Genomic DNA, 15,617 nt, shown 5'->3' with positions numbered 1-15,617 from the left:
TCTCCGCACACCGAACACACCTCTGCCGGAACGCCATCGATGACTACAACATGCCCGTGATGTCGGACAGTGTGGACGATCTTCCTCTCCTCGTACTCTCCTGAGCAATCCTTGATCGAACACTTCATCATGTCTCCCGCGCGCGGCCACTCCCGACTCGCCTCGCTAAATTCCTACCAGCATGCCACCGCGCACGACGACGACCCCCAGCAAGGCGACCCTTCACGCAATGCCCAGCTGGCGGCCCGCGAGCTGGAGCGAGTTCTTCATCAGCATGGCGATCGTCAACGGTCCCACCCCGCCCGGGACGGGCGTGATTGCCTGGGCCCGCCGCCCGACGGAGTCGAAGTCCACGTCGCCCACGAGCCGGCCGGTTTCGAGACGGTTGACGCCCACGTCGATCACCCACGCCCCCTCTTTCACCATGTCGCCGGTAATGAACCTGGGCCGCCCGGCGGCCACGCAGAGGATGTCGGCCCGCCGCGTATGGGCCGCGAGGTCCCGCGTGCGCGTGTGGCAGATCGTGACCGTCGCATGGCGGGCGAGCAGGAGTTGGGCCAGCGGTTTCCCGACCAGTCGCGAGCGCCCTACGACCACGGCCTCGGCGCCCTCGAGCTTGGCGCCGTAGTGGTCGAGGATCTCGAGGCAGCCGGCCGGCGTGCACGGCACGACAGCGGGCGCGCCGGCCAGGAGTCGACCCAGGCTGGCCGGGGTGAGCCCGTCCACGTCCTTGGTCGGCACGATCCGCGCGACAGCCTCGTCCTCGTCGAGGCCCTTCGGGAGCGGAAGCTGCAGGAGGATGCCGTGGATCGCGCGGTCGGCGTTGAGCCGGTCCAGGAGCGCGAGGAGGTCGGCGCGCCCGAGGCCTTCCGGGTAGACGAACTCCGCCGACGCGATGCCCAGGGACTCGGCCGTTCGCCGCTTGCTCCCCACGTAGACCTTCGACGCCGGGTCGTCGCCCACCAGCACGACCGCGAGCGTCGGCGACGCCCCGGTCGCCTCCCGGAGGGCCGCGACCCCGCGCCGCACCTCGTCCAGCACCTTCTGGGCCACCGCGTTGCCATCCAGGATCTGCGCCATGGGATCCGCCCGCCTCACCTTCGTCCTCTTCCCCGGGGAGAGGGCAGGGTCAGGGGGAAAATGAAAGGGGGCTCACGCCCCCCCGGATGTCCGAGCCCGCGCGTGCGCTCATACAGGGCAGAGCTGCCGGAGACGGCGGATCTCCAGGGCCTTGCCGCTCTCGGGGTCGATCCGCACCAGCGCGCCGTGAAGCGCCGCCGGCCCCTTCGCCGGCTCGAACCGGTTCGGGAGCCCCGAGACGAAGCGCTCGATCGCGAGCTCGCGTGCGACGCCGATGACCGAGTCAACGGGCCCGGTCATCCCCACGTAGGTCAGGTAGGCGGTCCCGCCCGGGAGGATGCGCTCGTCGGCGGTCTGGACATGCGAGTGCGTCCCCATCACGGCGCTGACCCGGCCGTCGAGGTACCAGCCCATGGCCTGCTTCTCCGACGTCGCCTCGGCGTGCATGTCCACGATGATCACCGGCGTCTCGGCCCTGAGCTGGGGCAGCAGCGCGTCGGCAGTCCGGAACGGGCAGTCGATGGTGGGCATAAACACCCGCCCCTGGAGGTTCAGCACCGCGATCCCGAGGGGCCCGGCCTTGACGACGTACGAGCCCGCGCCCGGGGCGCCGGGCGGGTAGTTGGCCGGGCGGAGGAGGAGGTTCTCCTTGGCGATGAACTCGAGCACCTCCCGCTTGTCCCAGACGTGGTTGCCCGACGTCAGCACGTCCACGCCCCCATCGAGGAGCGCGCGCGCGATCGGAGGCGTGACGCCGAAGCCGGCCGCGGCGTTCTCCACGTTGGCGATGACGAGGTCCAGCCCGTGCTCGCGCCGGAGGGCGGGGACGAGGCTCAGCACGGCCCTTCGGCCGGGCTCGCCGAAGACATCCCCGACGAGCAGGACGCTCAGGGGCCGGCTCACCGGGCGATCTCCACAGCGCGGGTCTCGCGGATCACGGTGACCTTGATGTGGCCCGGGTACTGCATCTCGCTCTCGATCCGCTTCGAGATCTCCTTGGCGAGCTGGTGGGCCTCCAGGTCCGAGACCACGTCCGACTTGACCAGGATCCTGAGCTCGCGCCCGGCCTGGATCGCGTAGGCGAGGTCCACGCCCTTGTAGGACTTGGCGATCTCCTCCAGCATGGCGAGCCGCTTGATGTAGCTCTCGAGCACCTCGCGCCGGGCGCCCGGTCGAGCGGCCGAGATGCCGTCGGCCGCCTCCACCAGGACCGCCTCGATCGTGGCGGGCTCGATGTTCTCGTGACCGCAGAGGGCCGCGTTAAGCACCGCGGGCGGCTCGCCGTACTTGGTCAGCACCTGGGCCGACAGCTCCGGGTGGCTTCCCTCCTGCTCGTGGGTCAGAGCTTTACCGATGTCATGGAGCAGACCCATCCGCCGTGCCAGCTTCGCGTCGCCCTTGATCTCGGCGGCCATCATCCCCGCGAGCCAGGCGACCTCCTTCGAGTGCTGGAGGCAGTTCTGACCGTAGGAGGTGCGGTACTTGAGGCGGCCGACGAGCCGGACCAGCTCGGCGTGGAGACCGTGGACCCCCAGCTCGAAGCAGGCCTTCTCCCCTTCCTCCTTGAGCTGCTGCTCCATCTCCTTCTTGACCTTCTCCACCACTTCCTCGATCCGGGCCGGGTGGATCCGGCCGTCGGCGACGAGGCGCTGGAGGGCGAGCCGCGCGATCTCCCGTCGCAGCGGATCGTAGGCTGAGATGATGACGGCCTCCGGGGTGTCGTCGACGATGATGTCCACCCCCGTGGCCAGCTCCAGCGCGCGGATGTTGCGCCCCTCGCGGCCGATGATCCGCCCCTTCATGTCGTCGGAGGGGAGGTCCAGGATCGAGACCGCGGTCTCGACGGTGTAGTCGGGGGCCAGCCGCTGGATCGTGGTGGCCAGGACTTCCTTGGCCTTCTGGTGGGCGGTCTCGCGCGCCTCCTCCTCGATGCGCATGGCGATCAGCGCCGCCTCGCGGCGGGTTTCTTCCTCCATCCGGGCGAGGAGCTGCCGCTTGGCCTCTTCGGCCGTGAGGCCGGCGATGACCTCGAGCTTCCGGCGCTCGGATTCCAGCAGAGTCGCGAGCTGGTCTTCCTTCTCCTTGATCCCCCGCTCGCGATTCGTCAGCTCGCGCTCTTTGCCCTGGACCTCGCCCTCGCGCCGGTCGAGCTGGTCGAGGCGGCGCGTGAGCTGCTCCTCCTTCTGGAGGACGCGCCGTTCAGCCTGGTGGAGCTCGCGCTGGTGCTCCCGGGTCTCGCGTTCCGATTCGGTGCGCGCCTTGAGGACGACCTCCTTCGCCTCAATGGCGGCGTCTTTGCGCTTGGCTTCGGCGTCGCGCTCGGCCTCTTCAAGGATCCGCCGGGCACGGGTCCGTGCGTCGCCGGTGAGGCGCTCCGTGTAGAGGCGGTGGACAAGGTAACCTACCGCGAGCGAGATTCCAGCGACGAGCACAAGAATCCCGATCCAGTACATGGTCGTCATGGTCATGGTCTCCAGCGGGGACGAACGGCCCCCGGTCGATACCGCTCTGATGCATGATCGTCATGTCAAGTGATTGGCCTAATTAACAAATTATAGGGCAGGGGCGCGACGGGAGTCAAGGAACGCGGGGGCGCGGTAGTGTCCTAATTTGGGACACTACCGGCGTACCGGCGCGGGACCCGGAACGGACCGACGACAAAAACGGCGCCGCCGGGCCCCGCAACCAGCCGGGTTACCGACCGCGCCGTCACTGGCGCTACTTCCCCGCCTCTGCCGTGTGCCGACGGTGTTTCGAACCTGGTCTCACCAGGTGGGCGCTATTTAGGAGGGCTTTAGGCTTCCCCTTCACGGAGGGGCCTGCACACCACCCTCACGGTCAAGCTCCCATGCAGAAAATTGGGTTGAAACTTCCCTCCGACATCACGCACAGCGCAGGGAAGACAAGACCACCCAACTCTTACCCGAGCCCGAACCGCACGTCAAGAGGAAAGTGGCGAGGGCGGGACGACTTGATCGAGGAGCCGCACGAGCGCCCCGACGCGCCGCGCCGCGTCGCCGGCCTCCTTGCTCCCCGCCTCGCGGACGCGGAAGAGCTCGTCCGTGATGTAGAGGGCGGCGAGGACGGCCAGCTTTAGCGGATCCTGGCTCCCCTCCCCCGCGACCTCCTTGATCGTCCGCTCGACGTGGGCCACGAGCTCGCGGACGTACTCCGGCGCGGCCTCGCTCCGCACGGCGAAGCGCTGCCCCAGGAGCTCGAACTCGACGCGCGCGGCGGTCGTCACGGCAGCTCCAGGGCGTCGAGCTCCTTCAGGATACCCTCCACCTGGGCGAGGATCGCTTTGCGCTCCTCGATCAGCCGGGCCAGCTCGCGCTGGTTCTCCTCGAGGGCGCCGAGCCGGGCGCGCAGCTCGTCCAGCTCACCGGCCTGGCTCGCGATTCGCTTCTGGAGCTCGGCCTTCTCGCCCTCGGCCTGGCTGCGCTCGGCCTTCACGCGCGCGATCAGCTCGGCCGCCCGGCGGACCGACTGTTCGAGCTGACCGAGCCGCTCGGCGAGGTCGCCGGCCATCAGCGGCTCCCGCGGAGCGCGGCGTCGAGGCGCTGCTGGAGCCGCTCGACGATCCGGGCGTGCACCGCGTTCACCTCGGCGTCGGTGAGGGTGCGGTCTTCGGCCTGGTAGACGAGGGCGAAGGCCAGGCTCTTCCGCCCCGCCGCGACCTGGTCGCCGGTGTAGACGTCGAAGAGCATGACGCGCCGGAGAAGCGGCTCCGCCATGGCGTGGACGGCGCGGGTGACGTCGGCCGCCTGCACCTCCGCGGCGACCACCAGGGCGAGGTCCCGCTGCACCGCGGGGAAGCGCGGCAGCGGCGCGTAGCGGAGGGGCGGCGCGCCCAGCACCAGGAGTCGATCGAGGAAGACCTCGGCCAGGAGCACGGGAGCCGGAAGGTCGAAGGCCTCGCGCACGCGGAGGCTCGCCTCGCCGAACCACCCCACGGCGGCCCCCGCGACGAGAAGCTCGCCGCCGCGGCCGGGCTCCAGGAACGGCGGGCCCGGCGGGCGCGCCTCGCACCCGTCCACCCTGAGGGCCGCCAGGACGTGCTCGGCCAGGCCCTTGGTGTCGTAGAGGTCCACGTCCTCGCGCGGCTGGTACCACGCCCGCGCGCCACGGGCGCCCATGAGCGCGATCCCGAGATTCAGCGCCTCGCGCGCCAGCCCTTCGGGGCCACCCGGGGTAAACACGCGGCCGATCTCGAAGCAGCGCACGTCCGGGTTCTGGCGGTGGAGGTTCCCCGCGAGGAGTTCCAGGAGCCCCGCGGCCAGCGTCGGGCGGAGCAGCGCGCGCTCGCGCGAGAGCGGGTTCCGGAGGGCCAGGACGTCGGCAGACGCCGGGTCCCACCCCAGGAGCTTCAACCGCTCCGGATCCGCGAAACTCATCGTGATGACCTCCGAGAGCCCCGCTCCCACGAGCACCTGGCGGACTCGATCCGCCTGCACCAGCTGCGGCGGGCGACGGACCAGCGAGAGGCTGCCGCTCGGAAGCGTGGAGGGAATCTCGCCGTAGCCCCAGACCCGGATCACCTCCTCCACCAGATCGTCCTCGAGCGAGACGTCGCGCCTGAAGCTCGGCACCTCGACCTCCAGGTCGGAGTTCCGGTCGTCCACCGCGAAGCCGAGGTCCCGGAGGATCTGCGTCACCCGGGCGCGGGGCGGGCAGCGCCCCACGACCCGCTGGATCCGCCCGAGGCGGAGCACGACCCGGCGCGGGGGCCGGCGCGCGGCGGAGACGTCGAGCAGTCCTTTGGCCACACTCCCGCCCCCGACCTCGGCCATCATCTGCGCCGCCCGATCCAGGGCCTCCCTGAGGCCCTCGATGTCGGCGCCGCGCTCGAAGCGGTAGGCCGCGTCCGTGGCGAGCCCCAGGGCGCGGGCGGTCCGGCGGATCGACGCAGGGTGGAAGTAGGCGCTCTCGAGAAGCACCGTCCCGGTGCGATCGGTGACCTCGGTGTTGGCGCCCCCCATGACCCCCGCGAGGCCGATGGCCCGCTCGGGGTCAGCGATGAGGAGCATGGAGTCGGTGAGCTGGCGCTCCTGCCCGTCGAGGGTCGCGAGCCGTTCGCCCGGCCGCGCCCGGCGGACCACGATCGTGTGCTCGGCCACCGTGTCGTAGTCGAAGGCGTGGAGCGGGTGGCCCAGCTCCCACAGCACGTAGTTCGTCACGTCCACCAGGTTGTTGATCGGGCGGAGCCCCACCGCGCGCAGGCGCTGGGCGAGCCTCGCCGGCGAGGGCGCCACGCTGAGCCCGGTGATGATCCGCGCCGCGTACCGCGGGCAGAGGTCGGGATCCTCCACCACCACGGAGGCCAGGGAGGCCGCGTCAGCCTCGCCCTCCTTGACCTGAACGGCGGGAACGCGGAACGGGGCGCCCGTGAGGGCGGCCACCTCGCGCGCGACGCCGACGACCGAGAGACAGTCCGGCCGGTTGGGGCTCACCTCGACCTCCAGGACCCAGTCGTCGAGCTCGAGGTAGGAGACCAGGTCGGCTCCGAGCGGGGCGTCGGCCGGGAGGAGCAGGATGGTGTCGGCGTCGTCGCCGATGCCGAGCTCCCTCTCCGAGCAGAGCATCCCTTCGGAGCGAGCCCCGCGGATCGTGGCGACGTCGATCCGCCGGCCCCCGGGGAGCGCGGCGCCTGGCGCCGCGAACGCGGCGCGGCCGCCCGCCGCGACATTCGGCGCGCCGCACACCACCGAGAACCGGGCCGCGCCCGTGGTCACCCGGGTCAGCACGAGCCGGTGACCGGAGGGCGTCACGCCCAGCTCGCGCTCCACGGCTTCGACCTCCCCGACGACCACGCCAGTCAGACCGATCACGAGGGGCTGGACCTCCGCGACCTCGAGGCCGCCGCTGACCAGGCGGTCGGCGATCGCCTGCGGGGAGAGCGCGGTCTCGACGTACTCGGTGAGCCAGCGGTAGCTGATCTTCATGTCGCAAAGGAAGTTACTCGTGACACGTGAAGCTTGTCAATCCTCCTCGGTTTTCTCCTTGACAGCCCTCCTCCTCGCCCCCTATCTTGCCGCCGAGCGGAGCAAGCGGAAGATCTCCAGCACAACTGCGCGAGGCTCTACGGGATGGGCTAAAGGCAAGGAGGACGCGATGGCGGAACCGTGGCGCATCAGCGGGGAGTATTTGGAAAACTGCAACTGCGAGTTCCTCTGCCCCTGCCTGCTCGGGCCGCGCAACGAGAGGGGCGGTGCGGTGGCCCGGCCCACCGAGGGACACTGCGACGTCCCGCTGGTCTTCCAGATCCAGGCCGGCGAGTATGGAAAGGTTCGGCTGGCCGGCACGCACGTCGCCGTGACGGTGTACACGCCGGGTCCCATGGGAGAGGGGAACTGGACCGCAGGGCTCTACCTCGACGAGCGCGCCACCCCGGAGCAGCGCACGGCGCTGGAGGCCATCTTCGGGGGCCAGGCCGGCGGGCCGATGGGGTTTCTGAGCGCGCTGGTCAAGACCCGCCTCCCCACCCGCGTGGTCCCCATCCAGTTCGGCAAGGAGGGGCGGCGGCGCTGGGCCAGGATCCCCGGCGTACTGGATGTGGAGATCGAGGGGATCGAGGGGCGGGACGGCAAGTCCGAGGTCTGGCTGGAGAACGTCAGGCACTTCGTCTCCCGGCGCCTGGCCGCGGCCAAGGCCACGCGCTCCTCCTACCGCGACCACAGCTTCACCTGGGACAATACGGCCCGGAACGGCCACTACGCGAGCTTCGAGTGGAGCGGCCCCTGAGGGCGTGCTAACGTCTCTACCTGCGCGAAGCCAGAGCGTGGCGGTAGGCGATGCAGGAGCACCTCGGCAAGCCGCTCTCGCTCCCCGCCGGCGTCGTCTACGCCTGCCAGGGGTGCGGCGCGTGCTGCCGCAACGACTGGCTGATCGGGGTCGACGCCCGCTCGCTCGCCCGCCTCGGGGACGTCGAGGGGGGACGCGTGGACCCGGCGCTTCCCGCGGGCAAAAAGTTCGTGCGGCTGCCGCTGCCGCTGCTCACCGGCGAGACCCATACCTTCGCGCGCACGCCCGGCGGAAGCTGCGTCTTCCTCACCGAGGAGCGCCGCTGCGCCATTCACCTCCGCCTCGGCTATGCCGAGAAGCCCCAGGTCTGCAGGGAGTTCCCCTACTCGTTCGTGGAGACGCCGGACGGGATCGCGGTGGGCCTGTCCTTCGCGTGCACCGCCGTGCGCGGCCATCAGGGGCAGCCGCTCGGCGAGCGGGTCGCCGAGATCCGCGAGGTGCTGGCGGGGAGCTATCGCGTCCAGCGTGTCCAGGAGCCGATCCTCCTCTACTCGGGGCTCGACATCGGCTGGGACGACTACCGCCCGATCGAGCGTGCGCTCCTCGACCTGCTGGGGCGAGAGGACGTGCCCCTGCTCCAGGCGCTCCTCGCCGGGACCGTGCTCATCACGCTCGCCGTGGGGCTCGCCGAGATCGAGCGCCGCGCCGCGGCGCGGGGCGAGCCCGCGCGGGAGAGCCTCCGCGGCGGCCTCGAGGGGCTGCGCGCCGACGGCTACCGCGGCGTGCTCGAGGTCGCGGCGCGCCTCAGATACCCGCGACGGGCTTCCCTCGCGTACCTGGCTCCCCTCTACACCTGGGTCGAGCTCTCGCGGACCAGGCGGTCGCGCTTCGCCATCGTCTGGAGCCTCTACCGCAACTACTGGAGGTTCCGCCGGGGACGTGGATGGCTGGCCGACTTCGTCACCGGCGGCGCCGCCTTGGATCTCGCCTCGGTCTCGAAGGTCCGGTTCTCCACCGGGGATGCCGAGACCGAGCAGTTCCTCCGTCGCTACTGGTCGCACGTCCTCTGGCGGAAGACCCTCACACCCGTGCACGGCGTCTTTCGCGGCTACCACACGCTGCTGGCGCTCTGGGCCTTCATGAAGTGGTGCGCCAAGCTCCGCGCCCACGCGGCCGGGCGCGCCGAGACCACGCTCGAGGACGTGAAGGACGCCGTGTGCCTCGTGGAGCAGCGCTTCGTGCTCCACGCCCAGTTCGCGCGCCTCTACACGCTGAGCCCGGTGCTCACGGTGATGGCCGACCGCCTCTACCAGCGGCCCACCTTCGCGCGGGCGGCCGTGCTGGAGTCCGCGTAGCGCCCGCCGCGCTCAGGCGCCAGGGAGCAGTGCCTTGACCGGGGCTTCCGTCGCCTCGTATCCTGGACTGCGTCATGGGGAGCCAGGCCAGGGAGGTGGCGACGCTGGCGGGCGGGTGCTTCTGGTGCCTCGAGGCGGTCTTCGAGCAGGTCCGCGGCGTGGAGAAGGTGGTGTCAGGGTACTCGGGCGGCCACGTTCCCGACCCGACCTACGAGCAGGTCTGCACGGGAATGACCGGCCATGCTGAGGCGGTCCAGCTCACGTTCGACCCGGCCGGAGTATCCTTCCGCGAGCTCCTCGAGATCTTCTTCTCCATCCATGACCCCACGACGAAGGACCGCCAGGGAGCCGACGTCGGTCCCCAGTACCGGTCGGCGATCTTCTACCACAGCCCCGCGCAGCAGGCGACCGCCGGGCAGGTGATCGGCGAGTTGGACGGGGCGGGGCTCTGGGGCGGCCCCATCGTCACCGAGGCGACACCTGTCTCCGCCTTTTACCCGGCCGAGGCGTACCACCAGGAGTACTTCCGCCGGAACCCGTCCCAGCGCTACTGCCAGCTCGTGGTCGCGCCCAAGGTCGCCAAGTTCCGCAAGCAGCACGCCGCCCGGCTAAAGGCCTGACGGGCGCGTCCGCAGGCGACGATGCGCTTCGGGCTCTTCCACCTGCTTCAGTGGCACGAATCCAGGACGCAGGAGCAGGTGTACCGCGAAGCCGTCGAGCAGATCCTCCGCGCCGAGGAGCTCGGCTTCGACTCGGTCTGGCTCGCCGAGCATCACTTCTCGCGCTACGGGCTCTGCCCGGCGGTCCTGAACTTCGGCTCCTACCTGGCGGCCCGCACGCAGCGGATCCGGATCGGCCTGGCGGTGCTCATCCTCCCCTTCTACAACCCGCTCCTCCTGGCCGAGGAGGCGGCCCTCACTGACCTCCTGTCCGACGGCCGGCTCGACTTCGGCATCGGCCGGGGCTATCAGTGGAGCGAATACCTGGCGCTCGGGATCCCCATGGAGGAGAGCCGGGAGCGCTTCCGGGAGGCCCTCGACATCATCCTCGAGGCCTGGACGGGCGAGCGGTTCTCGTACCAGGGGAAGTACTACCAGGTGAGCAACGTCGCCGTTCACCCGCGGCCCCTCCAGAAGCCCCACCCGCCTCTCTGGCTGGCGGCGGTGAGCCCGTCCACCGCGGAGATGGCGGGCCGCGAAGGGTTCAACGTGCTCTTCGCCCAAACGCAGTCGTTCAAGAACCTGAAGGAGATGTACGACCTCTATCTGCGGCACTGGACGGGGGCCGGGCGCGACCCGGCGCTCGCCAGGACGCGCGTGGCGCGCTCGGTCTACGTCGGTGAGACCGACGCCGAGGCCTGGCGGGAGATGAGCGACGCCTACGACTGGTTCCTCAAGACCCAGCAGGCCGTGACCACGCCTCCCGATGGCAACTGGGAGCTGATCCCGGAGTCCTACCGCCACTACCGCGAGAACTTCCCCAAGCTCGGAAAGCTCACCTACGACTTCATCCGGGAGCATGTGGCGCTCCACGGGACCGCCGCCCGCGTGCGGGAGCGGATCGCCATGCTCCAGCGCGAGGTCAACCTGGACTACCTGATCTGCTGGATGACCATGGGGGGTCTCGACCACGCCAGGGCGATGGCTTCCATGGAGCGCTTCGCGCGGGAGGTCATGCCCCACTTCGCCGGGCTGAACCCGGCATGAGCACGCGACTCTACGCCGGCGCCGCTCGTTGGACCGCGGGGGATCAGACCCCACGCCCGGGCGGGCTCTTTCGGCGGGCGATCGGCGACGAAGGCTGGCAGCGTCTCGGCGGCGGCCTGCCGGATGACGCCGAGGTGCGCGCTATCGCCCTCCATCCGCGCGACCCGCACGTGATCTTTGCGGGCACGCAGTCCGGTCCGTACCGCAGCACGGATGGGGGCGAGCGCTGGACGGCGCTCGGATTCCCGGATGCGGGCATGGCCGTCTGGTCGTTCCTCTTTCACCCGCGGGACGCGAACGTCCTCTACGCCGGCGCCGCGCCCGCCGCGGTCTACCGGAGCGGCGACGGGGGCGACACCTGGCGGCGGCTGCCCGCGTTCCGGGCCCCCGGGCGCGTCACGATGAACTTCCCCTGCCGGGTGACCCGGCTGGCCGCCGACCCGAGCCATCCCCACGAGCTGTACGCGGGGCTGGAAGTCGACGGAGTCCTCAGGAGCCTGGACGGCGGCGAGACCTGGGAAGACGTGAGCCACCATCTGGTCACGCTCGCCGAGCGCCCGCACCTCAAGAGCCGGATCGTCAGCGACACCGACATCGAAGGGATGATGGACACCCACGCGCTCGCCGTGTCGAGCGCGGCGCCCGGCACGGTGTTCCTCGCCCTCCGCATGGGGCTCTTCCGCAGCACGGACCGCGGGGCGACCTGGGAGGACATGGAGATCGGCCGCTTCTCGCCCCTCACCTACGCGCGCGACGTCCAGGTGTCGCCGCACGATGCGCGGGCTCTCTTCGCCTGCCTCAGCCCCGCCGCGCGGAGCGAGGACGGCTCGCTCTACCGCAGCGACGACCTGGGCCAGAGCTGGCGGAGGCTCGATCACGGCGTGAAGGCGCACGGCACGATGATGGCGCTGGCGCTGCACCCGAAGGACCCGGGGCAGGTCTACTGCGCGACGCGCAACGGCCAGGTCTTCGGCACCCAGGACGGCGGCCGGACCTGGCACGAGTACCCGCTGCCCGACGGGACCCAGGACGTCTACGCCCTCGCCTGCGGCTGAAACTGACGCGGTCCCTCGAGAGACGCCTGTGGCCCGCGCAGGGTATCGCATCTTCGACGCGGACACCCACATCATCGAGCCCGTGGAGCCCATCGAGGCGTACCTCTCGGCCGCCGATCGCGCCAAGCTGGCGGCGCTCGGCCCGGCCGTCGGGCGGGCGCCGGCCAAAGGGGGGATGTCCCGGTATCAGGTCGGGAAGCGCCCCGCGCTCAACCGCCGGCTGGGCTCGCGGGAGCGGGTGGAACCCCCATCAGCCGTCACCCGTGGCCTGAAGCATGGCGGCACTCCGTGGGACGTGCGCTGGCAGGGGCCGCCGTTTCCCAGCGACCGCGTCAGCTTCGATCCCCACGCCCGGGTGCGCGACATGGATATCGAGGGCATCGATGTGGACATGATCCTCCCTTCGGGGGGGGTGCCGGCCTTCTGCGCGCTCGATGACGTCGCCCTCGAGCTGGCCATGTACGAGGCCTATCACCGCTTCCTCGCGGATTACTGCGCGCCCTATCCAGAGCGGCTGACCAGCGCCATCCTGGTCTCGGGCCGGGACGTCGCCGCGTCGGTGGCCGAGGTGCGCCGCTGCGGCCGGGAGGACTGGCCGGTCGGCATCTTCCCGATCTGCCCCCCCGACATGTCGCTGGACGATCCCGACTGGGAGCCCATCTGGACGGCGGCGCAGGAGTACGACCTTACCGTGATCATTCACACCTTCACCATGACGGTCCCCTATCCCCCCGGCGTGTGGGATACCTGGGACAACGTGTTCCTGCAGCGCTCCGCCGGCCATGTGTGGAATGCCCAGCGCAACATGGCGGCGCTGATCGGCGCCGGGGTCCTGGACCGCTACCCGGAGTTACGCCTGGCCCCACTGGAGTGTGGGCATGGCTGGCTTCCGTCCTGGGCCGCCCGCCTCGACGAGCTGGCCGAGATGTGCCGGCACGCGCTCCCGCCCCTCAAGCAGAAGCCCAGCGAGTATGTGCGCGGGCCCCAGTACTTCCAGAGCATCCAGATCCACGAGGGCGAGCTCTCGCTGCGCCACGCCATCGCCGCCCTGGGCGAAGAGACGTTGATGTTCGCGACCGACTACCCGCACTCGGAGAGCTGGTTCCCGAAGTCCGTCGAGGTGGTCCTGGGCTGGACCTCGCTCTCCGAGACGGTCAAACGCAAGCTCTTCTGGGACAATGCCGTGCGCTGCTACCACCGCTACGGGGCACGGGCCGGGGCGCCCTGAATGCTGCACGAGCAGAGCCGGTTGACACGTGCGCCTCGCCCATGATAGCGTTCCGCCGCGTCGAGCGTGCGGCCCGCCCACGCCCCTTTCGGCCGCCCGGAGGCGGCCCGGCTCACGTTGGCGCAGGTCGGCCCTCCCGAAGCCGGCGGGCGAAGTCCAAGGCCCGGGGAGTGTGCATGGCTCGAATCCCAAGTCCTCCCAGACCCCTCGAAGCGGGTTCGATGTTCCTTCACTCTCCGACGTCCCATGTGTGCGGGAGGTGTCAGATGTCACCACAAATCCGACGTCAAGGGACGCTCGTCACGATCGTTCTGCTCGTCGTCCTGGTCGCCTCGGGGGTCGTTGCGACCCGAGCTACGGTCCAGGCAGCGGAGACGCCGCGCCGGGGCGGCATCCTCCTGGCCGCCATCGGGGCCGATGCGCCGAGCCTCGACCCGCACCAGGAGAGCACCTTCGCCAACATCCAGCTGGTGGCGCCGCTCTACAGCACGCTGCTCCAGTTTGACCCGCTGGACTCGTCCAGGATCATCGGAGACGTGGGCACCGAGTGGAAGATCTCGCCGGACGGGCTGACCTATACGTTCAAGATCCGGCAGGGGGTCAGGTTCCACGACGGCTCGCTGCTGACGTCGGCCGATGTCAAGGCGAGCTACGACAAGATCGTCTTCCCGCCGGAGGGGACCCGGAGCATCCGGAAGGCGCACTACAAAGCGGTCAAGGCGATCGAGGCCCCCGACCCCTCCACCGTGGTCTTCCGGCTCAAGCACCCCTCGGCGGCGTTCCTGGCCAACCTGGCCTCGCCCTGGAACGTGATCTTCCCCAAGAAGTACCTGGACAAGGACCCGAACTACTTCAGGAAGAACGTGGTCGGGTCGGGCCCGTTCAAGTTCAAGAGCTACGTGCGGGGCTCGACGTTCGAGGGGGAGCGCAACCCCGACTACTTCATCAAGGACCTCCCCTATCTCGACGGCTACAAGTTCTACATCAGCCCCGAGACGTCGGAGCGCGCCGCCGCTCTCCGCTCCGGCCGCGCGCACACCGAGTTCCGCGGCCTGCCGGGGTCGGAGGTCGAGGCGATCAAGCGGCAGCTCGGCGACAAGGTCGTCGTCCAGGACGCGCCCACGCCCGGCTGGTGGGCGGTCTCGTTCAACCACAAGGTCAAGCCCTTCGACGACGAGCGCGTGCGCAAGGCCCTCACGCTCGCTATCGACAGGTACGCGATGGGCAAGGTACTCTTCCCCCTCACGGGGCTCCGAGACGTCGGCGGGCTCGTGCGGCCGGGGACGCAGTGGGCGATGTCGCCGGCCGAGCTCGAGAAGCTCCCGGGCTTCGGGCGGGACATCGAGAAGAGCCGGGCCGAGGCCAAGCGGCTGCTCGCCGAGGCGGGCTACCCCAACGGCCTCAAGTTCGTCATGGTGAACCGCAACGTGAAGCTCCCGTACCAGGACTTCGCGGTGTTCTTCATCCAGGAGTGGAAGAAGATCGGCGTGGAGGTGGAGAACCGGCCGGTGGAGACGGCCGCGTGGTTCGACACCGGCCGGGTGACGAGGAACTTCGAGGCGATCGTCGATCCCCACGTCGACTTCATGGACGAGCCCGACCTGACGCTGGCGGACTTCATCAGCGGCAGCCCGCTGACGAACTGGAGCCAGATCGCCGACCCCCAGCTCGACGACCTCTACGAGCGGGAGTCGCGGACGCTCGACCCGGCCGAGCGCAAGAAGCTCGTGAACCAGTTCGAGCGGCTCGTGTTCGAGAAGGCGTACTTCGCGCACGGCCTCTGGTGGGTGCGGAGCATCGTGCACTGGTCGAAGGTGAAGAACTGGGTCGCCGCGCCCAGCCATTACTCGAACCAGAAGCTCCAGGACGTCTGGCTCGCGGAGGACTGAGCCGGGCGAGGGCGACCGCGGCATGCGCACGTACATCGCGAAGCGGCTCCTGCTCGTCGTCCCCACGATGCTCGGCGTGGCCACCATCGTGTTCCTGATCATGCGCGTGATCCCCGGGGACGTGGCCCTCCTGATCCTGGGCGGGGACACCGGCGCCGACATCGACGAGAAGCAGCTCGCCGCCGTGCGGCGGCAGCTCGGATTGGACCAGCCGCTGATCGTGCAGTTCGGGACGTGGCTCTGGGGGGTGCTGCGCTTCGACTTCGGCAACTCGCTCTGGACGGGGCAGCCGGTCGTCGAGGAGCTGGCCATCCGGCTGCCCCTCTCCCTCGAGGTGGCGCTCCTCGCGACGCTGGTTTCGGTGGTGATCGCGATTCCCCTGGGCATGCTCGCGGCCGTCCGGCAGGACACCTGGGTAGACTATGCCGTCCGCGTCGTGAGCATCGGCGGGCTCGCGATTCCGTCGTTCTGGGTCGGGATCCTCTGCAACCTGTTCCTCGTGCTGCTCTTCGGCTGGGGGCCGCCGCTGGAGTTCACGCCTCCGTGGGTCGATCCCTGGGCGA

15 protein-coding genes and 1 other RNA gene are annotated in these 15,617 nt (G+C 70.1%); 8 read left to right on the top strand and 8 right to left on the bottom strand.

Annotated features, from left to right (window positions below):
* The 8 genes from HY726_21460 to HY726_21425 form a co-directional block, all read right to left on the bottom strand.
* A partial coding sequence (locus HY726_21460) for a YgiT-type zinc finger protein (protein MBI4611566.1) occupies window positions 1-128 on the bottom strand: 128 nt, incomplete at its 3' end.
* 94 nt (window positions 129-222) lie between these two features.
* Window positions 223-1,080 (bottom strand): bifunctional 5,10-methylenetetrahydrofolate dehydrogenase/5,10-methenyltetrahydrofolate cyclohydrolase, encoded by an 858-nt coding sequence (locus HY726_21455; GenBank protein ID MBI4611565.1) that lies wholly within the window; start codon window positions 1,078-1,080, stop codon window positions 223-225.
* A 108-nt stretch (window positions 1,081-1,188) separates the two neighbouring features.
* Complete coding sequence (locus HY726_21450; GenBank protein MBI4611564.1) at window positions 1,189-1,971, bottom strand: TIGR00282 family metallophosphoesterase; 783 nt, start codon at window positions 1,969-1,971, stop codon at window positions 1,189-1,191.
* An 8-nt stretch (window positions 1,972-1,979) separates the two neighbouring features.
* Entirely contained in the window at window positions 1,980-3,542 is a 1,563-nt protein-coding gene (gene rny / locus HY726_21445; protein ID MBI4611563.1) for a ribonuclease Y, read from the bottom strand.
* A 257-nt stretch (window positions 3,543-3,799) separates the two neighbouring features.
* Window positions 3,800-3,983, bottom strand: a non-coding RNA gene (gene ssrS / locus HY726_21440) — 6S RNA.
* 38 nt (window positions 3,984-4,021) lie between these two features.
* The gene (locus HY726_21435; GenBank protein ID MBI4611562.1) at window positions 4,022-4,324 is read right to left on the bottom strand and encodes a cell division protein ZapA; all 303 of its coding nucleotides are present in this window, start codon (window positions 4,322-4,324) and stop codon (window positions 4,022-4,024) included.
* A complete protein-coding gene (locus HY726_21430; GenBank protein ID MBI4611561.1) occupies window positions 4,321-4,608 on the bottom strand; it encodes a hypothetical protein in 288 nt (95 codons plus the stop codon). Before HY726_21430 ends, HY726_21435 begins: the two co-directional genes overlap by 4 nt.
* Entirely contained in the window at window positions 4,608-7,022 is a 2,415-nt protein-coding gene (locus HY726_21425) for a phenylalanine--tRNA ligase subunit beta (protein MBI4611560.1), read from the bottom strand. The genes HY726_21430 and HY726_21425 overlap by 1 nt, the downstream gene beginning before the upstream one ends.
* Window positions 7,023-7,191: 169 nt before the next feature.
* Between HY726_21425 and HY726_21420 the strand changes: the two genes are divergently transcribed.
* The 8 genes from HY726_21420 to HY726_21385 form a co-directional block, all read left to right on the top strand.
* On the top strand, window positions 7,192-7,821 hold the full coding sequence (locus tag HY726_21420; GenBank protein ID MBI4611559.1) for a DUF1326 domain-containing protein: 630 nt from the start codon (window positions 7,192-7,194) through the stop codon (window positions 7,819-7,821).
* Window positions 7,822-7,871: 50 nt separating this feature from the next.
* Window positions 7,872-9,176: a YkgJ family cysteine cluster protein gene (locus tag HY726_21415; protein MBI4611558.1), complete on the top strand. Its 1,305-nt coding sequence runs from the start codon at window positions 7,872-7,874 to the stop codon at window positions 9,174-9,176.
* 74 nt (window positions 9,177-9,250) lie between these two features.
* Window positions 9,251-9,796, top strand: coding sequence for a peptide-methionine (S)-S-oxide reductase MsrA (gene msrA, locus HY726_21410; GenBank protein ID MBI4611557.1), 546 nt, complete (start codon window positions 9,251-9,253; stop codon window positions 9,794-9,796).
* Between the two features lie 21 nt (window positions 9,797-9,817).
* The gene (locus tag HY726_21405) at window positions 9,818-10,882 is read left to right on the top strand and encodes an LLM class flavin-dependent oxidoreductase (protein MBI4611556.1); all 1,065 of its coding nucleotides are present in this window, start codon (window positions 9,818-9,820) and stop codon (window positions 10,880-10,882) included.
* Window positions 10,879-11,937, top strand: coding sequence for a hypothetical protein (locus tag HY726_21400; protein ID MBI4611555.1), 1,059 nt, complete (start codon window positions 10,879-10,881; stop codon window positions 11,935-11,937). Before HY726_21405 ends, HY726_21400 begins: the two co-directional genes overlap by 4 nt.
* Before the next feature lie 28 nt (window positions 11,938-11,965).
* The gene (locus tag HY726_21395; GenBank protein MBI4611554.1) at window positions 11,966-13,165 is read left to right on the top strand and encodes an amidohydrolase; all 1,200 of its coding nucleotides are present in this window, start codon (window positions 11,966-11,968) and stop codon (window positions 13,163-13,165) included.
* Between the two features lie 266 nt (window positions 13,166-13,431).
* On the top strand, window positions 13,432-15,054 hold the full coding sequence (locus HY726_21390; GenBank protein ID MBI4611553.1) for an ABC transporter substrate-binding protein: 1,623 nt from the start codon (window positions 13,432-13,434) through the stop codon (window positions 15,052-15,054).
* Window positions 15,055-15,076: 22 nt separating this feature from the next.
* A partial coding sequence (locus tag HY726_21385) for an ABC transporter permease (GenBank protein ID MBI4611552.1) occupies window positions 15,077-15,617 on the top strand: 541 nt, incomplete at its 3' end.

The organism is Candidatus Rokuibacteriota bacterium, assembly GCA_016209385.1.
Taxonomy (GTDB): Bacteria; Methylomirabilota; Methylomirabilia; order Rokubacteriales; family CSP1-6; genus JACQWB01.
This window is presented reverse-complemented; position numbering and strand designations above follow the sequence as displayed.

What these genes read in the sequence shown, in the direction of transcription:
- HY726_21405 (MBI4611556.1), top strand. Translation starts at nt 9,818, where the DNA reads ATGCGCTTCGGGCTCTTCCACCTGCTTCAGTGGCACGAATCCAGGACG.
- HY726_21415 (MBI4611558.1), top strand. Translation starts at nt 7,872, where the DNA reads ATGCAGGAGCACCTCGGCAAGCCGCTCTCGCTCCCCGCCGGCGTCGTC.
- HY726_21400 (MBI4611555.1), top strand. Translation starts at nt 10,879, where the DNA reads ATGAGCACGCGACTCTACGCCGGCGCCGCTCGTTGGACCGCGGGGGAT.
- HY726_21425 (MBI4611560.1), bottom strand. Translation starts at nt 7,022, where the DNA reads ATGAAGATCAGCTACCGCTGGCTCACCGAGTACGTCGAGACCGCGCTC.
- HY726_21390 (MBI4611553.1), top strand. Translation starts at nt 13,432, where the DNA reads ATGTCACCACAAATCCGACGTCAAGGGACGCTCGTCACGATCGTTCTG.
- HY726_21420 (MBI4611559.1), top strand. Translation starts at nt 7,192, where the DNA reads ATGGCGGAACCGTGGCGCATCAGCGGGGAGTATTTGGAAAACTGCAAC.
- msrA (MBI4611557.1), top strand. Translation starts at nt 9,251, where the DNA reads ATGGGGAGCCAGGCCAGGGAGGTGGCGACGCTGGCGGGCGGGTGCTTC.
- rny (MBI4611563.1), bottom strand. Translation starts at nt 3,542, where the DNA reads ATGACGACCATGTACTGGATCGGGATTCTTGTGCTCGTCGCTGGAATC.
- HY726_21455 (MBI4611565.1), bottom strand. Translation starts at nt 1,080, where the DNA reads ATGGCGCAGATCCTGGATGGCAACGCGGTGGCCCAGAAGGTGCTGGAC.
- HY726_21430 (MBI4611561.1), bottom strand. Translation starts at nt 4,608, where the DNA reads ATGGCCGGCGACCTCGCCGAGCGGCTCGGTCAGCTCGAACAGTCGGTC.